This window comes from Paenibacillus sp. UASWS1643 (assembly GCF_008693195.1).
Classification (GTDB): domain Bacteria; phylum Bacillota; class Bacilli; order Paenibacillales; family Paenibacillaceae; genus Paenibacillus; species Paenibacillus amylolyticus_B.
In genome coordinates this window covers 1737686-1763866 of record NZ_VXKZ01000115.1, presented here as the reverse complement: position 1 = coordinate 1763866, position 26181 = coordinate 1737686, and the positions used below count along the sequence as shown (strand labels likewise).

24 protein-coding genes and 1 pseudogene are annotated in these 26181 nt (G+C 39.3%); 14 read left to right on the top strand and 11 right to left on the bottom strand.

Going from position 1 to position 26181, the window contains the following annotated elements; genetic code table 11:
• Positions 1-56 precede the first annotated feature (56 nt).
• Both FE296_RS31855 and FE296_RS31850 read left to right on the top strand, forming a co-directional pair.
• Positions 57-1346, top strand: coding sequence for an MFS transporter (locus tag FE296_RS31855; protein WP_150367635.1), 1290 nt, complete (start codon positions 57-59; stop codon positions 1344-1346).
• Positions 1347-1378: 32 nt separating this feature from the next.
• Positions 1379-2173, top strand: a complete 795-nt coding sequence (locus FE296_RS31850; protein ID WP_223869119.1) for an ArsR/SmtB family transcription factor — start codon at positions 1379-1381, stop codon at positions 2171-2173.
• Positions 2174-2361: 188 nt separating this feature from the next.
• On the opposite strand, the gene FE296_RS31845 is transcribed toward FE296_RS31850, so the two are convergent.
• The gene (locus tag FE296_RS31845) at positions 2362-2928 is read right to left on the bottom strand and encodes a TraR/DksA C4-type zinc finger protein (protein ID WP_150367633.1); all 567 of its coding nucleotides are present in this window, start codon (positions 2926-2928) and stop codon (positions 2362-2364) included.
• A gap of 199 nt (positions 2929-3127) precedes the next feature.
• Here FE296_RS31845 and FE296_RS31840 point away from each other — a divergent pair, with 199 nt between their 5' ends.
• From FE296_RS31840 to FE296_RS31825, 4 genes are all read left to right on the top strand, one after another.
• A complete protein-coding gene (locus tag FE296_RS31840) occupies positions 3128-3505 on the top strand; it encodes a DivIVA domain-containing protein (protein ID WP_017689054.1) in 378 nt (125 codons plus the stop codon).
• A 42-nt stretch (positions 3506-3547) separates the two neighbouring features.
• Entirely contained in the window at positions 3548-3982 is a 435-nt protein-coding gene (locus FE296_RS31835) for an Rrf2 family transcriptional regulator (RefSeq protein ID WP_150367632.1), read from the top strand.
• A 36-nt stretch (positions 3983-4018) separates the two neighbouring features.
• On the top strand, positions 4019-4519 hold the full coding sequence (locus FE296_RS31830) for a metallophosphoesterase family protein (protein WP_150367631.1): 501 nt from the start codon (positions 4019-4021) through the stop codon (positions 4517-4519).
• An 885-nt stretch (positions 4520-5404) separates the two neighbouring features.
• Positions 5405-5608: an S-layer homology domain-containing protein gene (locus FE296_RS31825; RefSeq protein ID WP_190945693.1), complete on the top strand. Its 204-nt coding sequence runs from the start codon at positions 5405-5407 to the stop codon at positions 5606-5608.
• Between the two features lie 862 nt (positions 5609-6470).
• On the opposite strand, the gene FE296_RS31820 is transcribed toward FE296_RS31825, so the two are convergent.
• From FE296_RS31820 to FE296_RS31790, 7 genes are all read right to left on the bottom strand, one after another.
• Positions 6471-7016: a GerMN domain-containing protein gene (locus FE296_RS31820; protein ID WP_150367629.1), complete on the bottom strand. Its 546-nt coding sequence runs from the start codon at positions 7014-7016 to the stop codon at positions 6471-6473.
• A gap of 31 nt (positions 7017-7047) precedes the next feature.
• Positions 7048-8385: an N-acetylmuramoyl-L-alanine amidase family protein gene (locus tag FE296_RS31815; RefSeq protein WP_223869118.1), complete on the bottom strand. Its 1338-nt coding sequence runs from the start codon at positions 8383-8385 to the stop codon at positions 7048-7050.
• Positions 8386-9076: 691 nt separating this feature from the next.
• Positions 9077-9442: a hypothetical protein gene (locus tag FE296_RS31810; RefSeq protein WP_150367628.1), complete on the bottom strand. Its 366-nt coding sequence runs from the start codon at positions 9440-9442 to the stop codon at positions 9077-9079.
• Between the two features lie 1090 nt (positions 9443-10532).
• Positions 10533-10820, bottom strand: coding sequence for a hypothetical protein (locus FE296_RS33110; RefSeq protein WP_190945691.1), 288 nt, complete (start codon positions 10818-10820; stop codon positions 10533-10535).
• Between the two features lie 1566 nt (positions 10821-12386).
• The gene (locus FE296_RS31800; protein ID WP_150367627.1) at positions 12387-12764 is read right to left on the bottom strand and encodes a hypothetical protein; all 378 of its coding nucleotides are present in this window, start codon (positions 12762-12764) and stop codon (positions 12387-12389) included.
• Positions 12765-14381: 1617 nt separating this feature from the next.
• On the bottom strand, positions 14382-14762 hold the full coding sequence (locus tag FE296_RS31795) for a hypothetical protein (protein WP_150367626.1): 381 nt from the start codon (positions 14760-14762) through the stop codon (positions 14382-14384).
• 12 nt (positions 14763-14774) lie between these two features.
• Complete coding sequence (locus FE296_RS31790; protein ID WP_150367625.1) at positions 14775-15197, bottom strand: hypothetical protein; 423 nt, start codon at positions 15195-15197, stop codon at positions 14775-14777.
• A 1036-nt stretch (positions 15198-16233) separates the two neighbouring features.
• On the opposite strand from FE296_RS31790, the gene FE296_RS31785 reads away from it, so the two are divergent.
• The 3 genes from FE296_RS31785 (at position 16234) to FE296_RS31775 (ending at position 19701) form a co-directional block, all read left to right on the top strand.
• A complete protein-coding gene (locus FE296_RS31785) occupies positions 16234-17148 on the top strand; it encodes a sugar phosphate isomerase/epimerase family protein (protein WP_124115521.1) in 915 nt (304 codons plus the stop codon).
• Positions 17145-18317, top strand: coding sequence for a Gfo/Idh/MocA family protein (locus FE296_RS31780; protein WP_150367624.1), 1173 nt, complete (start codon positions 17145-17147; stop codon positions 18315-18317). The genes FE296_RS31785 and FE296_RS31780 overlap by 4 nt, the downstream gene beginning before the upstream one ends.
• Before the next feature lie 286 nt (positions 18318-18603).
• A complete protein-coding gene (locus tag FE296_RS31775; RefSeq protein ID WP_150367623.1) occupies positions 18604-19701 on the top strand; it encodes a Gfo/Idh/MocA family protein in 1098 nt (365 codons plus the stop codon).
• Between the two features lie 303 nt (positions 19702-20004).
• Here FE296_RS31775 and FE296_RS33685 read toward each other — a convergent pair whose 3' ends face one another.
• Positions 20005-20292 carry a hypothetical protein gene (locus FE296_RS33685; RefSeq protein ID WP_150367622.1) on the bottom strand — a complete coding sequence of 96 codons (288 nt, stop codon included), beginning with the start codon at positions 20290-20292 and terminating at the stop codon, positions 20005-20007.
• A gap of 171 nt (positions 20293-20463) precedes the next feature.
• Here FE296_RS33685 and FE296_RS31765 point away from each other — a divergent pair, with 171 nt between their 5' ends.
• On the top strand, positions 20464-20667 hold the full coding sequence (locus FE296_RS31765) for a helix-turn-helix domain-containing protein (protein ID WP_024629424.1): 204 nt from the start codon (positions 20464-20466) through the stop codon (positions 20665-20667).
• A gap of 223 nt (positions 20668-20890) precedes the next feature.
• Complete coding sequence (locus FE296_RS31760) at positions 20891-21670, top strand: alpha/beta fold hydrolase (RefSeq protein ID WP_150367621.1); 780 nt, start codon at positions 20891-20893, stop codon at positions 21668-21670.
• Positions 21671-22246: 576 nt separating this feature from the next.
• Here FE296_RS31760 and FE296_RS33680 read toward each other — a convergent pair.
• A pseudogene (locus FE296_RS33680) lies at positions 22247-22399 on the bottom strand (IS30 family transposase); the annotation flags it as partial.
• A gap of 196 nt (positions 22400-22595) precedes the next feature.
• Complete coding sequence (locus tag FE296_RS34180) at positions 22596-22904, bottom strand: HTH domain-containing protein (RefSeq protein ID WP_411860620.1); 309 nt, start codon at positions 22902-22904, stop codon at positions 22596-22598.
• Between the two features lie 823 nt (positions 22905-23727).
• On the opposite strand from FE296_RS34180, the gene FE296_RS31750 reads away from it, so the two are divergent.
• The 3 genes from FE296_RS31750 to FE296_RS31740 are packed head-to-tail and all read left to right on the top strand — an operon-like array spanning position 23728 to position 26170.
• Entirely contained in the window at positions 23728-24612 is an 885-nt protein-coding gene (locus FE296_RS31750; RefSeq protein WP_150367620.1) for an ABC transporter ATP-binding protein, read from the top strand.
• Between the two features lie 3 nt (positions 24613-24615).
• A complete protein-coding gene (locus FE296_RS31745; protein ID WP_150367619.1) occupies positions 24616-25422 on the top strand; it encodes an ABC transporter permease subunit in 807 nt (268 codons plus the stop codon).
• Between the two features lie 16 nt (positions 25423-25438).
• The gene (locus tag FE296_RS31740) at positions 25439-26170 is read left to right on the top strand and encodes a thioesterase II family protein (protein WP_223869117.1); all 732 of its coding nucleotides are present in this window, start codon (positions 25439-25441) and stop codon (positions 26168-26170) included.
• Positions 26171-26181 lie beyond the last annotated feature (11 nt).

Genomic DNA, 26181 nt, shown 5'->3' with positions numbered 1-26181 from the left:
TTACGTTAAAATAAAATTAACATGAAAAATATTTTAACGTTGAGGAGAGAAAAAGAATGAATGATAACTCAGCAGTTGGCAAGCAAGGTATGGGTGAGTTAATACGAATCAGACCGTACATGCAATTTATGCTTAGTAAAGTGGTATCCAGATTTGGTGATTCGATTGACTCGATTGCCTACAGTTGGATGGTTTACATTCTAACTGGTTCGAAAGTGTTGATGGGTACGTTGCTGGCGGTGAATTTTTTGCCCAATATCCTTCTGGGTCTGTTCGCCGGGGCTTTGGTTGATCGCATGTCTCCCAAAAGAGTGATCGTGATTACGAATACTGGTCGCGGATTATTTGTTGGTATTACAGCTCTGCTGTTTGGATTGGGCCAACTTGAAGTCTGGCATCTGTTTGTCATGACAATTCTGAATTCTTTGCTGGAATGCTTCACTAGTCCTGCGGAAGTATCAAGTGTCCCCCGATTGCTTCCCCCATCGATGCTGCTTTCGGGTAATGCGATGTCCTCTTCCGCAACCAGAGTGGCCGAACTCGCAGGACTTGCAGTGGCTGGTGCCCTTATTGCTACAATAGGCATTGCCTGGACGATCCTGATTGATGCGGGGTTGTTTGCGCTAAGTGCTTTAATTATGAGCCGAGTGGGCTATCCTGAAGTATCAACATCTGCTAACAATGAAGATAAAACAACAATGGAAATAGATTATCTTCCATCCGACAAAAGTAGCATATTCTCCGAAATGGCGGAAGCTTTTCATTTTCTCCGTAAACATGCCTTATTGTTAATTGTCTCCATCCTGTTTGCCTTCGTTAATTTCTGCCTGATGCCGTTCAATGTTCTCCGTACACCCTATGTCATTGAAACGTTGCATGCTGGCGCTGGGGGATTAAGTCTGCTCAGTGGGCTGATGGTGGGAGGTATGCTGCTTAGCGGTGTATGGTTGACACAAAGGGGAGCGAATTATCGTAAAAGTGTGCTGGTCATCAGCGGTATTGTCATGCTGGGTCTCAGTTATGCCATGACGGCACTACCAGCCTATATGACTTCCTTCCAATTGCCAGTTGCGGCTGCCTTTTGTCTTCTGATGGGGATGGGGATTCCACTGGCTACAACCCCGCTAGGTACCTATCTAATGGAAGTTACCCCTTCGGAGATGCTGGGCAGGGTGTATGCCCTTCAGACTATGCTCGTCTTGAGTGTTGCACCACTTGGGAGTCTGGTTTCGGGAGCACTTGCAGATTGGATGACCATGCCTGTTCTGTTTATCGTTTTTGGTATTATGCTTGCCATGTCAGCAGGTATGCTATTATTTAGCAAAAGTTTTCGAAGTGCGATGTGAAGGATATTTAGAAAGAAGCATGATCTGATTTTTTGATAACATGTCATCGCCGGCTTGCTTTGACCGAAGTCCTGACGCAGCGGTATAATAGAGATATCGATGGACAACAGGTACCCGGAAATGAGGCTACAGGGATGCAGCACAAAGTTCTTTCAACAATTGAAGAAATTAAGATCTACTCCGATCCGTATCGGATACAGATTATGAATATGTTTAACAAGCAAGGCAGACCATCCACTGTCAAAGAGATCGCCGACCAGATGGGTGAGGTGCCAGCCAAAGTTCACTATCATGTAAAAAAGCTGGAGAGAATTGGTCTGCTGACGATCGTTTCCACACGTGAGATTAATGGGATTATCGCAAAATACTATGAACCATTCACCGGAGAGATCCATCTCCGTCACGAAGATGAAGACAAGGAAAACTCACCATTGAAGCAGGTGTTTCGGTCCGAGACGCTCAAATTATTAAATGAGATGTTCGAACAAAGTCGTCAGCGATTCATGCATCAGGCGGAAAACGAAGATCGGATGTTTCTCTCGGACATTACGCTGTATGCAACCCGTGAGGAAGTAGAGCAGTTGTATAAAAACATCATAAAACTCTGTGAACCCTATACTACAAAAGAGAATCAGCAAGGGGAACAGGAGGTTTTTCAGTTATTCTCTGCTCTCTCCAAACCTATAGTGAAAATACCTGTTTCCAAGACAGATGCAAAAGAGAAAAAGAAAGCTACGTCTGATAAGGGCAAATCAACTTCGAAAACGTCTCGATCTGTGTCGAAGCGGCAGGGATCTGCATCATCTGGTAGTGAATCGAAAGAATAAATGGATCGAATCCATGGGTTCAGCGTTATCGCTGGAAGGAAGTGGAAATCGTGAGAGACTGCTTAGGAGAAAACTAGAAAAAGCCGCCCAATGGCGGCTTTTTAATGCGTGATAAGGAAGGCTAATGGTGGAGCAGCCTATTGAATCCAATTCAATTTTGACGCCTACCGTTTCAGTTCATAACGAAGTTACATGTTCTCATCGTAGCCCTTCACATCACGTTTGGCTGCGGTTGCGGGGGAATTAGATGTGCCATATTCTTGAACCGCTTCCCAGGCATCTGCGTTGTCGAACTTGCCGGCCCGCTGCTGTCTTCCTTCCCCAGCACCACTTGGTGGCATGGTCATTACTTCTTCTTCAACGGGTCGATCGTTGCTGATGTCCCGGTTAGGCGTGTCATCTATACAGTAAGCGGTATAAGGGATAGCTTCGAGGCGTTCAAAGGGAATATCTTTTCCACACGTTACACAGGCTCCGTATGTACCTTGTTCCATACGTTCCAATGCATCATTCACTTGATTGAATTCGTCTGTTAATGTATCGTCGATCGCCAGATCACGGCTGCGTTCAAATGTTTCCGTACCGGCATCTGCCGGATGATTATCGTAGGAGGACAGCTCACCGGTTGAATCTTTCAGCGACTCGACTGGAGCACCGTCTTCCATGCTGGATTCAAAATGACGCTGCAAGTTTTCACGTTGCTCCAAAAGGGCGTTTTTCAGTATTTGATGTTGATCTTTAGTTAATGTACTCATAAGGGCATGCTCCTTTCCCGTTGTGGGGTGTAGTGTGTCTTTACCCGAAATGGATGAAAAGCAATCATTTTCGTGAGGAATAGGGCTGTATCGTTTTATATCTGACGGATTATGTGTTATAAAAAATAGAGAGAGAAAATGCCGTATGTTCTTCACAGGAAATAGAACCACGGCTTGGCCTATAATGGAGGTTGTCAATATGGATGAACATATGAAACGAAGATTGGATAAACAGAGACAATTGTTCAAACAATTGGGAGTGCAGCTAGATGCGTTATCGATTCATGAAAAACAATTTAATTATAAACTTCGTGGTTATGATCCGGATGAGGTAGATGCTTATCTTGACCTGGTCATCAAAGATTACGAACGTTTTTATGCCAATATTGCAGATCTGATGGACAAATGGCAAGAGCAGCAGTTAACGATCCGAGATCTCAAGTCGTCCGCGAAACCGGTGGAAGATCCAACCAAGATTGATCGCAAACAGCTGGATGATATTGTGAAACAACTGGAATATAGTGTGCGACAGCTCAAGATCAGAGCACGTCCCGAGAAGGATCTGTTCTCTGAATAAAATCAGCATGACTAGGATTATATTAAATAAAGGTGGTTAATCATGAGTACTCATTTTTCGGTCAGTGTGCATTGTTTGTTGTTATTGTCACTCAGCGCGCCTGAACGAATCACGTCTGCACATATTGCAGGTAGCGTGAATACCAACCCTGTCGTCGTCAGACGTATACTGGGCGGGCTGAAAAAGGCAGGATTAGTGAACTCTTCTCCTGGAACAAGAGGTTTCTACCTGGCGAAGCCATCAAGTGAAATCACATTAGACATGATCTATCAGGCTGCGAAGGACGAAGGTCCATTGTTCCCGATTCACGGCAACTGTAACCCGGATTGTGAAGTGGGCTTGCATATAGACAGCTTGCTGACCAATCTGTATCAGGTTGCCGAGGCGAAGGTGGAGCAGTTCTTCGCATCCATTACCCTTGAAGATATGGAACGTTCCAGTTCCCAGATGTTAGCTGTCCCATCGCAGTCAGAGTAGATTGTAATCAGAGGTAACGGAAAGGTGGGTTGTGATATGAAAAAAATTGTAGTCATTTCCGATACGCATTGTTCACGTAAATCACAGAAGTTACCTGCCAGGCTCGTTGATGTACTTGCGAGTGCCGATCTCATTCTTCACGCTGGTGACTGGTCGGATTGGAGTGTATACCCATTGCTTAGTGAGTATGCACCAGTTGAAGGGGTAGCTGGTAATACGGACCCGTCCGAAATCGCTGAAAAACTAGGATATTCCCGTATTGTTGAAGTGGAAGGACTTCGTCTGGGTCTTGTACACGGTCATCTGGGATCAAAGGGTACGGAGCAGAATGCAATTCATACCTTTGCAGGCCAGCATGTGGATGCTGTGATCTACGGACACTCACACATCCCGGTGATGCATACTGTTGACAACACGCTGGTATTTAATCCGGGGTCGCCTACGGATAAACGTTTTCAGAAGCAATACTCATTTGGTATCATGACAGTAGAGCAAGGTAAGATACAGGCTGAACACGTTTTTTTTGATCGGGAGTAGAGAGATATGGGCGCTGGTTACAAGTTGAACAAGTACAAGAACCAGCTACTGAAGTGGCGACTTGATAACTGATAGGGCACCTTTTCCTCAAATTTAAACCTATATATCATATTTTTATCTAATTCAGGGAAGGGTTAAAGAAGTTTATAATTCCTTTGAAACAACATGTGAGTCTTCTCTAGTATTATACTTGAGAAGAGGGTGCTTAAAATCTACAAGAGAAAAATGTATATATTGATGAAAAAGGTTATGATGGTGACGAGCTAGAAATGAATAAAGTAGTAATCTATCAACAAAGTACAGAAATGAAGGAAACTAAGAGGAATAATTAAGGCTGTTTAATCCGGAACATATGAAGAATCGATAGTATCCCAACTAGAATCAATTAATTTCATGTCTGAGAATGTGTGGAAACAACGACAAAAATATGATGCAGAACAAGATCCTGGAATAGCATTATTTGTTTTTGAGTAAGCGAAGGCAGGTGGAGTTTTTCCGGAACAGACTAAAGAATGGTTTAGGAAGAAGCAGTCACCGTTTAATGGAGAGAAGTTCTGTTTCTACTAAGAAACGTCATATATACTGAATCTTCTTGCAAATAGCCACAAATGATTATTTAGATGAGCACTTAAGCATAATGAGTATGGCGATAAAGCTAGGAGATGTAGCGTCGAAAACTTCCGCTCAGGTATCAACGATGTAGTTTAACATGTATAAGGTGATTTTCGGGGATGTTTCTCTCCGGATTTAATACATGAAGTATTAAATGTACAAAGAAACCGCCTCCTTTAAAATGATGGTTGTACTCCCATTTTTCCGAGGAATGGTATATTTTCTTAACAAAGAGACTTTTTATAATTTGTTTACAAAATGTGGTATATATTGTTGAACAATGGTGCTGTAGTATCCTCATATACTCCATACCAAGATAATAATGAGGTTTCTCTTTGGGAATGTGCAGGTGTGGATTTGGTATCTCAAGAATCGATTATGAAGGGATATCCTAATCAAAAGTTTATGACGAAAAGAGAACTAACTCGCGAAGAAGCAGCAATGATTATCTATAATTTAATTCAATGGAATAAATAATTTTGTAGCGAGGAGCTAAAATAAATTGAATTAGGTCAGTTAGCGCATAATAAGAGAAATTGATCTAGTTGTTTTTATACCAAGTGAACAATGTATTCAAGGATCTTGTTAGGTAATGTAACATTTGAAGCGAGGGTGGATGGAATATAAAATTAAAGAGAGTAGTGGAATAGACTTGGATTTCTTTCATCCTACAAACAATGATATATAATCTTCCTCTTGCTGTTTTACACAAATATGGGAACTTCCAGTTCTATTTTCTCGCAGAGCACTAGAAGTTCGTCATGAAGTAATAGCATACTAAATTTTTATACTGTAACCACCTACACCTGAGGGAATTGAGAAATTATTCAACACATATGCCCCTAAAAAAATTAGTGTGTATAGCTTGTAAAGAGCAAAAGTACTTCCTATTCTATAGTATGTAATTGGGTATAATATAAGTAAAAACCAGACTTTTATGGTTATAGTCAAATCATAGCTACAATATTTTTTATCTTCTAACGACTTTAATTTTTGTTAACTATAGAGGTAATAGAGTAAATTGTTGTGGAGTTAAGTGACCTCTTTAAACGAATCTTTGGCAGTGCAATAACGAAGATGTGTTTGAATGCATTAGTGTAATTACCTCAACAGATATAAGAATGGATTCATAAACTAGTCAGTTGACAGTCTTAATATACAATTCCAAAAAGTAGATTAGTTTCTGCTAGTGATAATCAGCAGGTCATCTCTGTTTTCATTCGTGAAATTCCTAAATATCGTGCTAATAGTTGACGATATTTTAAGCAAAATAATATTCTGTGTGAAGAAAAACAGCCGTTTCTAATAGAGATTCGGCTGTTTTTTCATTCGTCAAAAGTTATTCACGGGTTAATGGGTTTTCTAATTCAACATGCCCCATTAAACTTTCAGTTGCATTTCCGTTAACAAGCAGTTCAATGCTTGTTACTTCATCAAACTGAAAAAATGTCTTTCTTAATGCATCAATTGCTAAAAGTTCTCCACCAGATCCTAATCTTGCTTCATCCGGAATATTTACATCTAATGTCAATTTTCCTTGATCAAAAGTTGATGAAAGTAAATCAATATTTTTCCACAGAGGGATTAGTTCCATCTGATCGGTACTTTGAAGGGATGCGTAAGTTTTGCTATATTTATCGGATTCATCTTCGAATGTAATTTCCTTCTTTCGTTGATCGAGTTGTAATAGCTGATCATCAGCGTAATAAACATTAATTTCTTTAGATTCCTCGCTATTTTCGTCCTGATTAGCTATTGGAGCTGGTGTAGTAATTGTAGGATCAGAACCCTGCACTGGACTTGAAGAAGTAGGTTTACTACCACAACCCACCGCTAGTAAGCTTATGGCACAAATTGCGATAGCAACATAGATTCGTTTTTTCATAGAAGCACATCCTCTTAAAGTATTCGCTGTCCTATAACTTTAGATACTCTTTTATTCCATCCACAATGGCTTGGGCGGCTTTATTTAGATTGGTTTCTGACATCATGGCCTCTTCCTCAGACTTGTTACTTAAGAATCCGATTTCTAAGAGAACAGCCGACATTGTAGTTTCGCGGATGACCTGATAGTTTCCGTTCTTAACGCCACGATCTTTAAATCCCAAGGCCTTAATTAAATTTTTATGAATAATGGTCGCGAGTTCTTTACTACTTTCACGTTGGTAATAATAAGTTTCGGTTCCCGATACTTGAGGGGCAGCGGTTACGCTGTTGCCGTGTATAGATACAAACACATCTGCCTTAAGATCGTTTGCAAGCTTCACACGTTCCGAACGTGTAGGGTAAATATCCGTTTCACGAGTCATAATTAACTCTATATCAGGTTCTTTTTCTAGAAGAGCCTGCACTTTCAGCCCTAAAGCAAGGGCAAAAATCTTCTCAGGTTTTTTGGTGAAACTTATTGTACCTGGATCACTTCCTCCATGTCCTGGATCAATAACGACTATTTTTTTGCCACTGCTGACAGGAGTGGCAGGTGCAGGTTGATTTACCATACTTAAGTCTAGGATGAATTTTCCAGATGTAGTCTCTTGCGTATAATTAACCGAACTTACATTGTTTAATTCAACGACGATTCGAACTTGAGCAGGATCATTTTTGAAAAGCGAATATCGTACCTCAGTAACACCTGGAAAGTCGCTAGTATCCAACCTTCCCATGGAGCCTCCAGAGGGTACTTGTCCCATATTACCAAAGTTGGTAGATGGGAAATCCACAATAATTCGTTCTGGATTTTTTAGTGTTGATATGACTGGAGTAACTTCACGTTCTAATGAAACGACCAATTGATTATTAGTATAATTTATATCATGAATCAGGTTAGTGGTTGCTTCATTTACATTCCCATTAGAGGGAGGAGATGGGATTGATGTATTATTGCTAGTTAGAGTAACGATCTTGGTTTGGTTATTCCAGCCAACTCTGAGACCCATCTCTTCACTAACAAAACGTATGGGAACAACAACTGTATTTTTGATCATTTGCGGAGCAATGTTAAGAGATACGGTGTTATTTTGAACATTTGCTTGATCTTTTCCAACGGTTAAAGAAACTGCATTAGAACCTTGTTGGATATTCACGTTTTGTGTTTTTTGGTCCCAGTTCACATTGAATTTTAAATTCTCTGCAACTACTCGGATTGGGATCATAATATTGTTTCGGACATTAACTACTTCAACATCATTAGGTAAAATTAGTTCTTGACCATCTAAAATAATTTTGGTCTGATTTGTAGCTGCTTGAGTATGCATAGGAATCAGAAAGAGTAGAAACGCACTAAACAGTAACATGATTATAGATTTCTTCATTTTACACCTCGGTTTAAATTTACGTAGTATTAAACTTAAAGCTGAATGACAAGGTTACAATAAGGTCTTCATCTATAAAAAGGAATCACAGGAAAATAACCTATTATTTGAAGTGACCAACCCAGAGAAAGTTGAACTGATACTATAAAACTGAAAGGAATCAAAATCACGGGAAAACCAATCACCTCCTACAACCCGCAAGTTAGTTTAGAAATCTGAAATACTAACTATTCTTAATTATGACATCATCCTACAGTTATACATATTTATCCTGAGAATCCGTACAAAAAAATGGAAATATATGTAACTATCCCGATATTTAATGTTTACTATAGTTTCCTCAAGATGTAATTTTGGGAGAAAAAAATTCCAAATTTTCTGCACATTAATAAGAACGCTATAACCTGTACAAAAGTTGCGCAAAAATTGGTTTTGATACAAAATTATTCAAATTATGGGTCACAGAGCTCATGGGGATGTTGAACTTAGTTAGCCGTCAGCTATAAGTGAAGGAAGATTATATAAGGTTTTTAGGAGGGATTTAAGTTAGGGAGAAATATACACCCCAAATTCTCCAACTGAAGAGTTTGGGGTGCTTTAAACCATATTAGTAGGAATTAGACATTAGATTTAATCAACCGTATTCTACCAAATAGGATGCTTGGATCCAACCCCATTGTTGAAATTTGTAGCTGTATACATTTACCCAAGTAACTCCGTTCACAACTCGTGTTTCATTACCGTTCACCAAGTCCCCAGCGTAGTGAGAGCCGATATACTCACCAGTAGGGGAAGGCGTTTTTCTAAAATTGGAAGATGCATTAACCTGCCATGTTGTCGACATAATTGTAACAACATCAGATCCGGGTTGTGTAGTAATTTGAACATCTGGACTAGAAGAAACGGCACGATCAGTTATTCCTTCAGATGCAAATGCGCCTGTTGCAGGGAGAAGCACTGTTGCGGACACTAGGGAAACAGCAATAAATTTTTTCAACATCTTCACAACACTCCTTGTTCATGATTGTAGTTATCTTATATAGAAGTATAACAAGAAAAATTGTTAAAAAATAAATATATAACTATCACCTTACTTATATCCTTGTATATTCCATATAAGATATATACACAATATACCATATAATCTCATATTGTGGAAACATTTTTACTTGATTTCAATAAGGTAACCACACGAATTTCACAAAATTTGTCTATATGAAAAATAATGAAACAATGGCGCGTAAGGGGAAATAATGAGTCATTCCAAATTGAGTCAGTCGATATTATGTTTGTGGCTATTCAAGATAATCATTGTCCGAAGGCTAGGATACGTACTTTTTCAAAATAACGATTAGATTACTAATTTTCCTCATTAAGTTAACGGAACGGTAGTCCAGCTTAAGTTAGTATAGGAACTGATCTATATTAGACTGTAGAATATTTTATGGAGACTGTGCCTTCAATAACTTTGTTGTTTTGAAGTCATGCTTGTTTCAAACAATGGACCAAAACTTACTTTAAAAAAATTCTTAATAAATTATTTAAAGAAAACTCAGTAAATGGTTGTTATTTGATGTTTGAATACACCTTAAATACATACAAAGTAAGAATGTGGAGCCATTCAGGTGTTTGTAAACTCCATCTTGTTCGCTTAAAAACTACTTATGGAGGCGTTTAACAATGGGCTATCATATTATAGCAAATTTTCCAACTAATCGTGACAAAAAGAGATACGTTGAAAGTGTATTCTGATAATGGTGATTTGGTTTTTGGTCCAAAGGATGCTCTAGGCAGAGGTTAAAATGATCAGGAAAAAATGGTAAAAATATTACAAGCTGGAATATACAAAATGCAGATATTCCCACGGGTGTGGCTAAAACTGTCGTATATGACAAGGGGAGTTCTGAATCGTGTTATGGACCTCATAAGCGTGTATGGTTAAATCAAGCTGTCAGCGGTAATTTCCTCAACGCAGAAAAAAATGGTCGCAGCGAAATTATGATTCACGAAGGTTCTCCTGCCACCGACTTATCACTTTCTTGGTACCCACTTCGTCCAAATTATGGTTGTATCAGACTTTCTAATGCGGATCAAAAAGCATTGATTGATATATTGGTAAGATATGGAGGTATTTTTTTTTTAACAGGCTTAACTTTTTTGCTCTCTGTATTATATCTGAAAAGAATCCATTGATCTGAAGGATACTCACTAATGAAATCAATACTTTTTCCGTTCTTATGCCATAAAATTAAACCTGTACTAATATAGTTGGTTGCCCGAGGGAGATAAACAAAACGCTCTTTTTTAGTATCGTATATTGCTAAAGTGCTTTTCTCCGTATTTCCATAAGAAAATGCGAATGAGGTTGCTACCTGCACTGTGTTCTGCTTGAATAGTAATCCACCCGTTAGAGGGGGATCCAACTACAGTAGTGATATTAAGTAATTTAACTTCAAAATCTCCCGTTTGTAGAGTGTGCTATTTTTTACCATGAGTAACTACAATGGTGTCAATGATGTTTTGTTCGAAATCTGAAGCAACATCTTGCATTAAGGTTTTCGCGGTTAGTGTGATGTTGTTACCTTTCCAAACAATTTGTTTGCCTTTCGTTTTTTTAAACTTAGTTATACTCTGGTATGTTGAAGAGTTCACAGAAGTTGATTTAGCAGTAATTGGAGCTACTTACTTATAAAGAGTATGGAAGGAAGCTGATGATAATGTGCCTACGCTTCCTAAGACAATGACGCTTAACAATAAAACATTGGTGTATTTCATTAGAAACCTCTCCTTCTGTTGGGGAGGCGGATATGTGATGTGGTTCCTTCAGATCGTTATCTGCATAATATAAACGCAATCCAAATGTAAAATATTTCTTTTTTAGAAATGCTTATAACTATAAACAAGCTGCACTGTGTATAACAAAATCTCTGCATAGTGTTAAATATAGTTGGACTGAATAGGAAATTACCCAATTCATTGCTGTTAATAATGTTTTCGTAAACTGTGATAAGAACTATGATAATGAATTACGTGAATATATTTTGTCTTTCAGTAGTCCAGAATCTTACGCTTTCGGATGATTATAATGGATGGATTTAGGCACCATTATGGGTGAGACCTCGAGAGGCTTAGAAGCTGATTCTAAGAAAATGTCTAAGATATTTTTGATCGATTGTAGGTAGTTAGCTGGACATTTAACTACACCAATATGTGTAGGGACACAGATGGAGCTGATGATAAAGTTAACGCTTTGTCGGATCCACTAAGTGTATACTACTCAACCCCATGTTCAGAGTCGATATACTATGTGGATGAAATCCGATAGCTGAGAGAGAGTATGACGGCTTTAAAGAGGAGGACACGGCAAGATGAATGGTGTGCTGGCTAGAGCACAAGGTTAAAACAGCTTTGACCCTACTGAAGAAAAAGCATGTCCTGCTGTAACGCTTCGGCTAAATACATTTACAGTGAATTGAGCTAGTGGAAAAGATTAATCAAGCTAAAGGCTTAATTGCTCTTTTGGTGTTTAAAAAAAACAATAAACCTTTGTTAAAAAGTAGCCTGCTAGAAAACTGATGGCTTGGAATCCACTCTGAAAAAGTAAATATTAAAAATTCTCCAATTGTAGCTATGGCCGGTGCATAGCTGGAGTCTATAAAATAGCGCCATTAGATCTAATACGTATTTATTGAATTCACTTCTAAGTAGCTCATAAGAGTTTTCGAAAGACAGAGCGATAGAAATTTATAATAAAATTTTGACTGGGTTACTTTAATTGATTAGGATTTAGCTTTTACCGCGTTATTTCAAGTTTTTATTCGCGGATATATTTTCACTAAAAAAAGATCCAATCGCTTAGTTACATCGCGAAGGATCTTTTTAGTAAATATTTTATTTAGTAATTAAAATTTCACGTCCAAATTTTGACATATTCCCAGTAATTATTAACCAGTCTCTTCAAGAGCTGAGAGCAAAATGTAGCCCGCTACACCTGAATTGTTCCAGACATAAACCCATTCTTGTCCGTTCACAACAAAAACTTCACCGCCATGCTGACCGGTTAAAGTATATCCTGGATATACTGTGAGTACATGTGCCCCAGTTGGCGATGGAGTTTTTCTAATATTTGCTACAGTTCTGACAGTCCATGTATAAGCCATAATGGTAATTTCATCTTTTCCTGGCTCAACTGTGATTGTTGAGTCAATAACATTTGGTGTATTAGGTCTGATCCTATCCGTTGGATTATCCGATGCAAAAGCTCCAGTTACTGGAAGTGCCATTGCGGCGACTACAGAAACAGCAATTATTTTTTTTAACATTTTCAAGTCTCCTTTTTAGTGGTTTTTTGATATGTAAAAATAATATTATCACCCTTTATATTTACTATTTAACTTATATATGTAAATAAAAGAGATATACATAATATACCATATAATCTCACAAAAAGGAAATGTCAGTTTTGTAACATTTATAATAAGTCAAACAATTAAGAACTTATTTTCTAAACACGACTTAAGTTCTTTATAATGTGTTAGAAGTTTCGAGCGATAATTACTTATCGTGGAGCAGTGCTATCTGTTTGAATCTGGTCCAACTATTCTACCAGTAACTCTGCTTACTTTTTGGATAATGGAAGCACGTTTTAGCATAATGATGTTTGAACCCGATTATTGTGGTAAGTTATGAATCCTTGATCTAATCCCTTAGAATATTTTGTTTGAGTATACGTGAATGAATGTTATGATTTGGACGAAGCGTTATATGTATAGCGAATTAAGGGTTGGATACCAATATAAGGAATATGAGGTTCTTTACTTACAATCTTAATGGTATCTGTATAAATAAATAAAATAAAAATAATCGGTATCCAAAGTGATGTTTTAAGTGCGGGAAACAAGGCAACACAAAATGAAACGGGAATTATAAAAGAGACATTAGAAGACGGTCCTTACACGATACGTTACCGGCACCATGGGAAACTGAAAGAAGTCACTGAAGAATATCGTGATAACAAGCTCCGGATCAAACTGATCATCTAAGATGGGGGAGAAAAATCACTTCATACGGTCGCGATATTGAATCAGAAAAGTTGCTTCAGATTTTGACTGTTGAAAGATGTGAAAAAGAAGCACGCCAAAGAAGATCCAGGACTTTGCTCCAGAAGAATCAACCGAGTTTAAAGAAAACCCAGCACCAATTGTTGATGATATGTTCCTAAGACTTTAACTGGAATAGAGCATAACATAGATGGAATATACAAGAGGTTTACAGCATTAATTAGTGTAGAGGATTGGTTCAAAAATGCCAAAAGTGAGTATTCAGTCACTTTCTAGTGATGGTGAAGTGATCCACTTTCGAGGGTTTAAAAGGTGGGGATCGTGCACTTCCAGTAGATATCAAAGTAAATTTAGTTCGTAAGTTTAAATCGAATTTAAAGTAGGAGATGGCACTGCTTATGTTTTATTTGCAGAACCGAAATTTTATCAATAATGATGAATAAATCCTAATAAAAGGCTTCAATGATACACAATCCACCGTTTACCAGAGAGAAATTAATACATCATTATTCCTAATAAAGTAAAGGAGATTTTAGAAAAAAAATTATTAATTTGGATAATATTTACTACATTATAGAGATTAACAGAATTGATTGTTTTAATTTTGAAGGTAAACTTGAGGAGTTGTACTTTGATAAAATTGAAATGCGTGAAATTTATTCCTTATAATTATATGTGTTTATCTATTAACTTGTTTGTTTGACTAATTTGTAAGGGGTTCTCACATATCAGCTTAGAAGGGCGTAACAAGGAGCTAGAGAAAACAGGATAACCCTTCTCAAAAATGAGTTGGGGTATCCTGTTTATAAATGTTGAGATTTTAAAGTGCCCTCAATCATTATGGGGAGCCTTTTTTTGGGGGAGTAGTGTAGTTTAGTGTTAATCTTCTGAACTCTCGATTAGAAATTTTCCGATAATATTCTCGTTGCTATCATACAAATTTATATACTTATCGACTTTTGGTTCGTTCATACTCTGAATTGCTTCTTCAGGAGTTCGTGGCAAATCTTGATTCATATCTGAAGTCTTGATGTAACCTTCAGTTCCGTCTACACCAAAAGCCTTAACAAGATCTAATTCTGTTTCATCATGATAAAGAAGTGAACCATACGTTTTACCTTTATCATTGATTTTTATTTCCATTTGATCTTTAGAGGGACTAGTTTCAGCAGAGGCAGCCCCCCAGCCATAAACACCTATTCCAACCCCTAAAGCAAAAGTCACTCCAACTGTAATTAATTTTAGTGATATTGTTTTCATTGGAAAATCCTCCTAATGTTGAATGACTGGTGTTTTAGAACTAGCGTAATATTCATACTTACCAGACTGCCAAACGGCAAATATTGCCTCAGTTTGGTAATCGCCTGACCCGTAATTAATAGTCATGGAGTTATTTGCATATGAAGATACAGATTTATTATAGGTGTAGGTTCCTCCATTTACCATGCCACCATTTTTATACAATATTGCCTTCGCTCCTAAATACCCTACATCAACTGAACTACCATTAGTGGTTTGAACCAAAGCACCTGCTGTCATAGGGCTTGAATCATCAAGGGATGCGAAGCCCTTAGTACCGTAGCCGGAAGACCAGCTACTGGATGTATACGCTGCAAATACGGATGGTGTTAAAGAACCGAAAATAATACCAGCAATTAAGAAAATACTTAAAAATTTAATACGTTTAAGCAACATATACTCATCTCCTCTATTATACTCTTTTCACTTTAACTCCCCCAATTGCAGTAACTCTATTAAATTACTCAATTTCAAATTATTGTAACGTTGCACTTGGTGATTGTCAACCATTATTTAGGTTATTTAGAGGCTTATGTAACTTACGGATGAATTGATTGAAAATAACCCTGAGCATAAACTTCTCGTAATCCATTTTAATAACTAAAATTATTGCTAATATTTTTATAATTGACATACCTATTGCTGATGAGGTGAATGTTTAAACATTGAGCACTTGTATTAATGGGGCTCTGCTGGACAGAGCTAATAAATACGCAAAAAATCCACATCATTATATTACGGGCTTAGTATCTGTGCTGTTCTTTATGATCAAATATCAGTGATGGTTAAAGAACGGAGTCTGTAATTCTACTCGAGGCGAATGTCAGAAACAAATCTTTTCTATTTCTTTACTTTCAATACCAACTATATAAAATGAGGTATCAAAATTCCACAAATTATATATGCACGCCATCGGTTGTCCGCTGCGGGAGCCCTCCTTCTTAAAGACACATACTAGTCGAGTGTTATTCGAAACGTCACAGTGACTGTTCAGCCAGTTGGAATTGTAATGAGAATTACTTTAAATAGGGGAATTTTGGGATGAATATAAGAAATGCATTGTTGTCTAGCAGCCACCTTTTAATTTATTTCTAATGGGAGGTTGAGAATCGATATTAGCTGTTTCATCGCTAGCATTTCTGAATTTATTAGAAAGATAATTTTACTAACTCTTGTTCTACGTCTCATAATTTCCTATGCAGCATACTTGTTGTACCTTTTTGACTTGATCTTTTCCGTTGTATATAAAATTATTGCTGTATGATTTGAGATCTTATCATTCTCTGGAGAAGTTATCTCTGAATGGGGAATATGCTCTGTTCGTTATCTGTCATTCATCTGTTGGCGTTTTCCCCTATGGTGACGTTCAGTGGAGTGATACAATGCTTTTACGACATAAAATGAATACGTTTACATAAGGAGATGGAGCATGATGAAACTGTCTGTATTCACTGTGGCTACCCCTGATCTGAATGCAGAAGAATTGGCATCGGCTGCGGTAGCAGCGGGGATTGACGGAATAGAGTGGCGTTTCCGCGGAATTCCTGAAGATGCGATATCTGAGAAGCCTTCTTACTGGAGAAATAATCGATGCTCGGTAGATCCGGGCCGTTGGCAGGAACAGATTCCTGTTTTTCGTGAAGCAGCGTTAGGGCAAGGTCGGAAATCCATTGCACTTGTGCCGTATCTGAACTGTGGAGATCTAGCTGCCACCGAGCAGGCGTTTCAGGCTGCGGCTGGGTTGGAAGCATCTATGATGCGTGTGGGTGTTCCTGGATATGATCGCAAGACCAGTTATCCTGAGTTGTATCGTAAAGCCGTTGATTACCTGAGTGAAGTACAGGATCTGGCCAAACAGTACAACATCAAGGCGATTGTAGAGACACATCATCAGACGATTGCACCGACCGCATCGCTGGCCTATCGGCTTGTGCAATCGCTCGATCCGCAGCATGTTGGTGTATTGTACGATCCAGGCAATATGGTACATGAAGGATATGAGAATCATCGGATGGGACTTGAGTTGTTAGGCCCTTACCTGGCTCATGTACATGTAAAAAATGCCGGGTGGTTTGAACCAGAAGGGAAAGATTCGCAAAAGGCTAATGTGACTGGGAAGAGCAGCGGAGTGGCTCTGAATACAGCCTGGAAATGTCACTGGACACCGCTGACTGAAGGCATGGTGGATTGGGTACAGATGGTGCGGGATCTTCGTGCCGTCGGGTATGACGGATATTACGGGATTGAGGACTTTAGCGGTGCTTTGGAATCCAAGGCGATGTTACAGCATTTTGCAGACGTTTTTGCCGAAATTGAGCGTCGTGTGGACGAGGAGGAGCAGTCATGAGTATCGTACGAGTAGCGGTGATTGGTATTGGAAACATGGGAGCAGCTCATGCCAGAACATTGGTTGCCGGAGAAGTACCGGGTGCAGAATTGGTCGCCGTATGTGATGTAAGAAGAGAAATGGAGAGCTGGGTATCCAGTCATCTTCCGGCTACGGTCACCTATTGGCAGGATGCAGAGCAGATGATGGCTTCGGGTACGATTGATGCGGTCATTATTGCAACGCCGCACTATGACCACCCGGAACAGGCGATTCAGGCTTTCCAGCATGGCTTGCATGTCATGATCGAGAAGCCAGCAGGCGTGTATACGAAACAGGTACGCAAGATGAATGAAGCGGCCGCAGCCAGCGGTAAAGTCTTTTCCATGATGTACAACCAGCGTACCAACCCGCTCTACATTAAACTGAGAGACTTGATTGCTTCGGGAGAACTAGGAGAGGTACGGCGCACCAACTGGATTATTACGAACTGGTATCGGTCCCAAAGTTACTATGATTCCGGCGGCTGGCGGGCAACCTGGGCAGGTGAAGGCGGTGGTGTGCTGATTAATCAGGACCCGCATCAACTGGATCTATGGCAGTGGACGATCGGCATGATGCCGGTGCGAATGCGTGCTTTCTGTTCGTTTGGCAAGTATCGGAACATTGAAGTGGAAGATGATGTAACCGCTTATGTGGAGTATGAAAATGGAGCGACAGGTGTCTTTGTAACGACTACTGGTGAAGCACCAGGTACGAACCGATTTGAGGTCAACGGAGACCGGGGTAAAATTGTCATCGAAGATGGAAAGCTTACGTTCTGGCGACTTCGCGAATCAGAGCCTGAATTCAATCAGCGGTTTACCGGAGGTTTTGGACAGCCGGAATGCTGGAAGTGTGAGGTTCCGATTACAGGTGTGGAAACGGGTCACCCGGGTCTGATTCGTAACTGGGTGGATGCGATTCGTACAGGCGCACCCCTCATTGCTCCCGGTGAAGATGGTATACACGGATTAACATTGTCGAACGCTATGTTGCTGTCCACCTGGACGGATAACTGGGTGGATCTGCCGATCGATGAGGATCTGTTCTACGAGCATTTGCAGGAACGCATTGCCGGTTCAACGACTAAGAAAGACAAGGCATTCAGTGGCAGTCAACCTGCTGATCTGAGTCAGACGTTTAAATGAAGACGATTTGTTATATAAGTTAAACTAATCATTTACACGTAACGGAGAGGACAGAAAATACCTGAAAAAGCGAAGCGTTCGCCTAAAAGCTTTCTGGAAGAAAGCTACATCGGAAGCATACGCTTATCTCCGGATTTTCCCCTCTGGAAAAGGGAATCGAAAAATCTGGGGATAACAGCGATTGGAAGGTAATTCTGTCATCGTAGTATCAGTGTAGATAATCTTTAGTTCAGCTTATATAGGCGAGTTCATTGTAATCAAAATTTTATAATAAGGATGGGATGACATGGCTAAAGACGGAATGTTTTATGCACCAAAAAGTGTTACAAAAGAAGTCGTATGTGGTCCGGGTGAATTCACCATTGCTGCTGTTGCGCTGGATCATGGACACATCTACGGCATGGTTGGGGGATTGTTGGAGGCAGGGGCTACCCTCAAGTGGGTATATGATCCGGACCCGGCGAAGGTAGAGGCATTTCAGAAGCACTTCCCACAGGCTCAAGTCGCTGGATCTGAAGCAGAGGTGCTTGCAGATGATGAGGTGTTATTGGTGGCAAGTGCAGCAATCACTTCAGATCGCGCGCCGCTTGGCATGAGAGTTCTGGCCGCAGGCAAAGATTATTTTACAGACAAAGCCCCATTTACGACGCTGGAGCAATTAAAGCTTGCACGAGAAGAAGTGAAGCGAACAGGCAAAAAGTACATGGTGTATTACAGTGAACGACTGCATGTAGAAAGTGCGATCTACGCAGGACAGCTCATTGAACAAGGGGCAATCGGCAAGGTAGTGCAAGTTATGGGTACTGGTCCGCATCGCTTAAATGCCGGAGGAAGACCCGACTGGTTCTTCAATCATGAGCAGTATGGCGGCATTCTCTGCGATATCGGAAGTCACCAGATCGAACAATTTCTGACGTTTGCATCATGTACGGACGCTGAGGTAGGGTTCAGCCGGGTGCATAACTTCAATCACCCACAGTTCCCGGAATTGGAAGACTTCGGCGAAGCTTCGCTGATTGGTGATAACGGTGCTTCCGGTTACTTCCGAGTGGACTGGTTCACACCGGATGGTCTGGGCACATGGGGCGATGGGCGTACAGTTATTCTGGGAACGGACGGTTATATTGAACTACGGAAGTATATCGACATCGCAAGGGAGCCAGAAGGTGATCAGGTGTACCTGGTCAATCATGAAGGGGAATACCGCTACAATGTAAAAGGCAAGGTCGGTTACCCGTTCTTCGGCCAACTCATTCGCGATTGCCTGGATCGCACCGAGACAGCCATGACACAGGAACATGCATTCAAAGCGGCAGAACTCTGTCTGATTGCACAGCATAAAGCGATGAGCGAACGCGTGGTATGGAGTAGCGGAGCGAAGTAAATGTTTTAGGTGAAGGGAAGAAGGCGAGGGATGATCACTAAAAGTTATCGGTAATTCTCCTATTGTTGAGTAAAAAAAGAGCAGCCCAAATGTTAAACTGCATCCAACAGGTTAGTCTATTCTAACGAATGGAGCAGTTCGCACTGGGGCTGCTTTTTTTGAGTATGTTCGTGACTTCGCAGATGGATTAATATGGGTTATATTATATGTAGTTCGGATATTTGTTAAAAAGAGAGGTATTTACGAAGTTCGTAGATATGATGTTATACGACAAAATCAAGTGAAAAGAGAGCCGTTTGGCTCTCAATTAGAAGTTATATTTAATTCATTATGTAATTGAAGAGCATCTTTAAAACCTTGCAAGTATATTTCACGTTCTAGTATTGTTTGAACTGAGAGGTCTGCATCATCGTAAAGAAACAGAGTTTTATGCATATCCTGAGGTAGAAGTTCATATAACTGTTTGAAGTAAAAATTTCGATCAGCTGAGAATTGATTATAAATGGTGTTGTTCTTGAGAAGATTGCTATATAAGGCTTCAATTCGATTACGAATCAACGAATCAATTAAGACTTCTAAAGAATTGTGCATAAATGATCACCTTCCGTTATGTTTTATTTTACGAACAAAAATTTAACTTATTGAATATTATTTTATCATAATGAAAATTATAGTCAAGACATATCAAAGATATTTTTGATTAAGGAAATATATTTTCATATAATTAAAGAAAAATTCAATTCGGATACGAAGGAGTACCATATGATAAGTTATAAACCATTTCAAAAATTATTGATTGACAGGGAGATTAAGAAACAAGATTTATTGAAAATGACGGGGATTTCATCGGCAACGATGGCAAAGCTCAACACAAATGAGTATGTATCTTTAGAAGTCATTGATAAATTATGTACGGCATTGGAATGCCAACCTGGAGATCTTTTGGAACATCTAACAGACCAATGAGAGAATAGATAAGAGGATGTTGGTTAACTCGAAGATGTGATTCCGTCGTATAACATAATATTCAAGTAGCGGCTTCTTCGGAGCCTTGGTCTGCGAGGTGGATTCCGAAGAGGCATTTCCGAAGACAACCCCTTCGGGGTTCATGAATACAGGAACGTTAACTGAAATCAACGGAGAGATATATAAGATAAGATTAATCGAAAAAGTAAAGGTGTGAGTTCCATTGAAGTTATATTATAAGGAGTCGGGAAATATAGAAGCTTCTCTCATTGTTTTCTTACATGGGGGAGGAGTAAGTGGTTGGATGTGGAAGAAACAAATTGAATACTTTAGTGATTACCATTGTTTAGTTCCGGACTTACCTGGACATGGCTTGAGTTCTAGTACGGATTTTTCTATTAATAATTGTGCTGAAGAAATATTAAGTTTGATTGTAACTAGGGCACAAAGTAAAAAAGTTGTTCTAATCGGATTTTCCTTAGGTGCTCAAGTCGCTATTAAAATACTTAGTATGAACCCGAATATAATAGATTACGCAATAATAAATAGTGCACTTGTTAGACCTACACCATTAGCTACTAAAATTATTAAACCTGCTATCCGGTTAACTTATAGGATAACAAAAAATCGAACCTTTTCGAAGCTTCAAGCAAAACAGTTATACATTGGTGAACAAATGTTCGAGACTTACTATAAAGAAACCAGTAACATGGATCTTAACACTCTTATTAAGATTCTAGAAGAAAACATGTCTTTTAGTATACCAAGAGACTTCAGTATTTCTAAATCAAAAAAATTAATTACTGTTGGAGATAAAGAGAAAAAAATCATGAAAAAATCGGTATTAGACATATTAGACAAAACTATTAACTGTAAAGGTATTATCATACCGAGTGTTGGTCATGGAGTATCCCTCGCCCAACCTGAGTTATTTAACAAGATTGTTGATGCTTGGATTAATGACAGAGAACTACCGAGTGGACTTACCGATATAAAAAAGTAATGGATTGAAAATATTCGAGGAAGCCGTTGACACCAGTTAACAGAGTAACTCCACTGCGGGGCATTCACCCCTTGGTTGTCAGGTGTTTAATTAGGGAAGTCAACTCAGACAACATATTACTGGCCTTAGATAAGAGCTACCTAAATTCGGGACACGTCGTAGATGGGGAAACGTTAACTGGAATCAACGGAATTGTGGGAAGTCTATTCAGTTGAATAGGTTGAAGACGATATTATGAAGGTAATTCAGAGACAAGTTGAAAGAGGATTTTTTGAGTCATTCGAAGAGATCGTTGACTTCAGTTAACATCGTTTTCCTGCTGCTTTGCGTTCGCTCCTTGATCTGCCCGATGTTTTTCGAGGAAGTGGATTCCGGCAGACAACTCTGCGAGACTAAGTCGTATTATGCTGTGGGACAAGTATTTTTATAAGAAGGCTATTGAGAAGATTTAACTTGAAGAACCTGTGACAGCCAGGCATTTGAACTTTGATGAATTTAATGCTAATGCTAGGGAATATGCAAAAAACTCAATCCAGGGATTCAATGATTGCCCAATTTCTTGAATATGACAGATTGTCAAACCAATTGCGACAGTTCCTCTGTAAAAGATTCGTGAGCGGTTCTCCAACCCAAGCATTTTCGTGGTCTGTGGTTAATTAGATCTAGTGAACTGGCGAGATCTTCATCTTCCACTTGAGCGAGATCGGTACCTATCGGGAAAAACTCTCGGTTTTATACTGATTTTCAGTGAGGTAATTGTAATAGCCCGAACATGACACTTCCATAACGTCCATAAATAGCGAACGAACCGCTTCAAGTTGTACGTTTTAATCGTGTGATGAATGAATTGAAATTTCAGTTCTATTGCAATGTTTATTTCTTTTTCAACATCCGCCTTTCGAGTAGATCGAGCTTTTTTAGCAGTTCACTCTCCAGTTGCAACAATTGATTTTTTTGCTTCTAACCGTTTAATCTTTTCCTCTAATGTCAATTCACGTTTTAATGGGCGGCTTGAATGGATTTTGCGTGTATCCTGTAAGCCCTTTACGCCTGCTTCACGATACGAGGCACGCCAACGTTTTCCACAAGAATGGATACGTTCCAAACCAGTTAAATCGACATCTAAGCCGGCTTCTTCAAAAATGTCCCGTGGCAGTTTACCCTGTTCATTTTGTGTAATAAAATGGCGCTTAAATTCAACTGTGTATGTATTCGCCTTTTCACTAACAGCAATTACATTTAAATTTCGTTTTAGTTGTTCTTGTTCTTTCTTCGTCAGTAATCTTTTCGTCTAATATTTCCGCTCCAACATCGTTTTTTTTCATTATAAACAAATACCCACAAAAACTGATCTCAAGATTTTGTGTTTGATATGACGCTAAGTGAGTTACCTTATAAAGGAAAACAGGCAGAACAGTTTCAAGTGTATTTGCGGTCGTTTAACCAATGGAGCTTGTTCGACAACCTTTCACAATTTGTTGTAAATTAGAGCGCACAGCTTCGGCTGAGGCCTACAAAGCAGAACAAGCTCAGCAGGCATATTAGGAAAGTTATAAGGCTTCTGTATCCAAAGGCAAATGGTCCGCGACCTTAGCTGCTTCGCTAGAGAAAAAGCTGATTGACACTTGGTCTCCAGGCCAGATTAACGCACGTTTTCGCAGGGATGGCTCGTCTATGACCTCCTTCAAAACCAACCACTGCTGGATTTATACAGGAAAATTGGTTCGTGGCTCGCTACACGTCTCTCGGCACAAAGGGAAGCACCAGAAACCCGCTGAAACTCGCTGTAAATTATCATTGGGAAGCTCATTTCCCACCGTCCGAATGAAGTTCGTTCTCGGGAAATCTTTTGACACTGGGAGCTGGACGTAAAGCCGTGGAAAAAGTAAGGGATACATCGCCATGCTCTAGCATAGATAATGATAGTTTTCTTGACAATTATAGGAATTATATCCCATAATAAGTTACTGGAGGGAGGTAGATGGTTAAAAGTCGTAAATGTAGGTTTTACTTTAGCTGATTTATTCACTCATGAATTCAAAAAGGAAGGTGCATGCATGATTCAAATTGATCATTTAACCAAAAAATTTCCAAATCAAAAAGGTTTATTTGATGTTAGCATTCAAGTTGATAAGGGGCAGATATTTGGTTATCTTGGACCGAATGGAGCTGGGAAATCTACCACCATCCGTCATTTAATGGGCTATATGCAACCTGACATCGGCAAAGCAACGATCAACGGATATGATTGCTGGAAAGAACCAGACAAGATACATAGTTTATTAGGGTATGTACCAGGTGAAATCTCTTTTGTAGAAGGCATGACTGCGGTGGGGTTTTTGGATGCCATGGCAGGCATGAGAAATCTAAAGTCAACCACGCGGCGTAAGGAATTGATTGAAACGTTTGATTTAGATATGAGAGTGCCTATCCGGAAAATGTCCAAAGGAATGAAACAGAAATTGGCAATTGTTAATGCTTTTATGCACGACCCAGAGGTTATTATTCTTGATGAACCCAGCTCAGGTCTGGACCCTCTGATGCAAAAAACATTTGTAGATTTGTTGCATGAGGAGAAGAGTAAAGGGAAAACAATTCTCATTTCCTCTCATATTTTCAGTGAACTGGAGGATACTGCGGATACTATTGCTATTATCCGTAAAGGTCAAATTATAACCGTTCAGGAGCTGTCTCTCTTAAAAGGTGAGATGACTGCTAATAGTTATGAGGTTGAGTTTTACCGTCAGGAAGATCTTCAGACGATTGTTCACTCCGGGCTTGTCGTACAAAGCCACTCCGGGAATAAGGCGGTTATTTCTGTCGATAGGGAGATTAGCGAGATTTTGAAACAAATTAGTCAATATCCGATTAAAGCTTTGGACATCCCACGACAGCGCTTGGAAGATGTATTTATGAAATATTATTATAACGAGGAGGCTTAAGTCATGAACTTCTCCCTATATAAAGCGATGATTAAAGGGCACGGGAAGTTTCTCTTTACTTGTGCTTTCTCCAGCTTTCTCTGCTTGTACTTACTCGTTATGAGTTTTCCATTGCTGTCCGATTCGCAGCAATTCAATGACGTTATCAACAGCTTGCCCCCAAGTCTAATGGAGGCATTCGGAATCCAGGGAAATTTGACCAATGCAGTGGAATACATGGCTATGAATTTTTATAATTCTCTTTACTTGTATATACTGATGGCCTACACAATTCTGACGGCTTGCCAATTAGTCAGCAGATTTGTGGATCGAGGATCAATGGCATATCTATTATCAACTCCAGTAACGAGAAGAAAGGTGATTAATACACAAGCATTAGTTCTTATAACAGGGCTTATTGTATTGTGTCTACTCACCTATCTTGGAGGGTATTTTGGAGTGCTTTCATTCGTTAATAACGATTCATTTGATTTAGGTGTTTTTACTGAATTAAATATTATAGTCATGCTGATATTTCTTGTAATTGGATCTTATTCTTTTTTGTTCTCCTGTATTTACAATGAAGAGAAGACAGCGCTCGGAGCAGGTTTTGGGGTTACGCTATTATTCTATGGACTTGATATGGCCAGCAAATTGTCTGATAAACTGTCATGGATCAAATATTTTACCATATTCACTTTGTATCAGCCTGAGAGAATTATGCAAGGAACGTATAATACGGTAAGCATAAGCCTTATGCTCATTGTTGTATCCGTTATTTTTTTTACAGCTGCATCCTTTATATTCCAAAAAAGGGATTTGTCTTTGTGATTGAATCAATTCATTTGTGAACGGGGAGAGAAGACAGTTGAAATTATTCTGTATACCGTATGCAGGAGGTTCTGCAACTTACTATTTAAAGTGGAGGAGACATTTGGATCAAGATATTAAATTGGTCCCGTTGGAACTCTCGGGCCGGGGAGCACGGTTTGAAGAACCTCTACACCGAAACTTTCAAGATGCGGTAGATGATCTTTACAACCACTTATTGAGAGAACTCGACACAGAGGAGCCCTACGCTATTTTTGGCCATAGTATGGGGGCATTATTTGGTTTTGAATTGTATCAGAAACTGCATTTTAACCAGAAGGCTCTTCCTAGACATATGTTTTTTTCAGGTAAACAGGCTCCACATATTAACCTGTTTATGACCCGTAGGGAAAAAATCCATGGGCTGCCGGATGAGCAACTTTTGGAGAAGTTAAAAGAATACAATGGGGTTACACAGGAATTTCTCAATAATCATGAGCTCATCAAGATGTTTTTGCCTGTAATTCGGGCTGATTTCCGTATGGTTGAGACCTACCAATTCATTGCTGATCGGTACAGAATGAATTGCCCGATAACGATTTTAAACGGCAGCCATGATTATATGACAGAGGAGGAAGTTAAAGCATGGGAGATGCACACTACGAACACCTGTGCTGTAATTTCTTTTAAAGGTGGACATTTTTTTATTGATGAGCATTTATCTCAGGTAATTCATATTATTCATTCCAGTATAAAGGTTGAGCATTGACTAATATTATA

Excerpts from the sequence above, each read along its gene's own strand:
- FE296_RS31855 (WP_150367635.1), top strand. The coding sequence starts at position 57 with ATGAATGATAACTCAGCAGTTGGCAAGCAAGGTATGGGTGAGTTAATA.
- FE296_RS31780 (WP_150367624.1), top strand. The coding sequence starts at position 17,145 with ATGAGTATCGTACGAGTAGCGGTGATTGGTATTGGAAACATGGGAGCA.
- FE296_RS31795 (WP_150367626.1), bottom strand. The coding sequence starts at position 14,762 with ATGAAAACAATATCACTAAAATTAATTACAGTTGGAGTGACTTTTGCT.
- FE296_RS31785 (WP_124115521.1), top strand. The coding sequence starts at position 16,234 with ATGAAACTGTCTGTATTCACTGTGGCTACCCCTGATCTGAATGCAGAA.
- FE296_RS31790 (WP_150367625.1), bottom strand. The coding sequence starts at position 15,197 with ATGTTGCTTAAACGTATTAAATTTTTAAGTATTTTCTTAATTGCTGGT.
- FE296_RS31835 (WP_150367632.1), top strand. The coding sequence starts at position 3,548 with ATGAGTACTCATTTTTCGGTCAGTGTGCATTGTTTGTTGTTATTGTCA.
- FE296_RS31745 (WP_150367619.1), top strand. The coding sequence starts at position 24,616 with ATGAACTTCTCCCTATATAAAGCGATGATTAAAGGGCACGGGAAGTTT.
- FE296_RS31765 (WP_024629424.1), top strand. The coding sequence starts at position 20,464 with ATGATAAGTTATAAACCATTTCAAAAATTATTGATTGACAGGGAGATT.
- FE296_RS31840 (WP_017689054.1), top strand. The coding sequence starts at position 3,128 with ATGGATGAACATATGAAACGAAGATTGGATAAACAGAGACAATTGTTC.
- FE296_RS31845 (WP_150367633.1), bottom strand. The coding sequence starts at position 2,928 with ATGAGTACATTAACTAAAGATCAACATCAAATACTGAAAAACGCCCTT.
- FE296_RS33685 (WP_150367622.1), bottom strand. The coding sequence starts at position 20,292 with ATGCACAATTCTTTAGAAGTCTTAATTGATTCGTTGATTCGTAATCGA.
- FE296_RS31810 (WP_150367628.1), bottom strand. The coding sequence starts at position 9,442 with ATGTTGAAAAAATTTATTGCTGTTTCCCTAGTGTCCGCAACAGTGCTT.
- FE296_RS31815 (WP_223869118.1), bottom strand. The coding sequence starts at position 8,385 with ATGCATACTCAAGCAGCTACAAATCAGACCAAAATTATTTTAGATGGT.
- FE296_RS31750 (WP_150367620.1), top strand. The coding sequence starts at position 23,728 with ATGATTCAAATTGATCATTTAACCAAAAAATTTCCAAATCAAAAAGGT.
- FE296_RS31775 (WP_150367623.1), top strand. The coding sequence starts at position 18,604 with ATGGCTAAAGACGGAATGTTTTATGCACCAAAAAGTGTTACAAAAGAA.
- FE296_RS31800 (WP_150367627.1), bottom strand. The coding sequence starts at position 12,764 with ATGTTAAAAAAAATAATTGCTGTTTCTGTAGTCGCCGCAATGGCACTT.
- FE296_RS31830 (WP_150367631.1), top strand. The coding sequence starts at position 4,019 with ATGAAAAAAATTGTAGTCATTTCCGATACGCATTGTTCACGTAAATCA.
- FE296_RS31820 (WP_150367629.1), bottom strand. The coding sequence starts at position 7,016 with ATGAAAAAACGAATCTATGTTGCTATCGCAATTTGTGCCATAAGCTTA.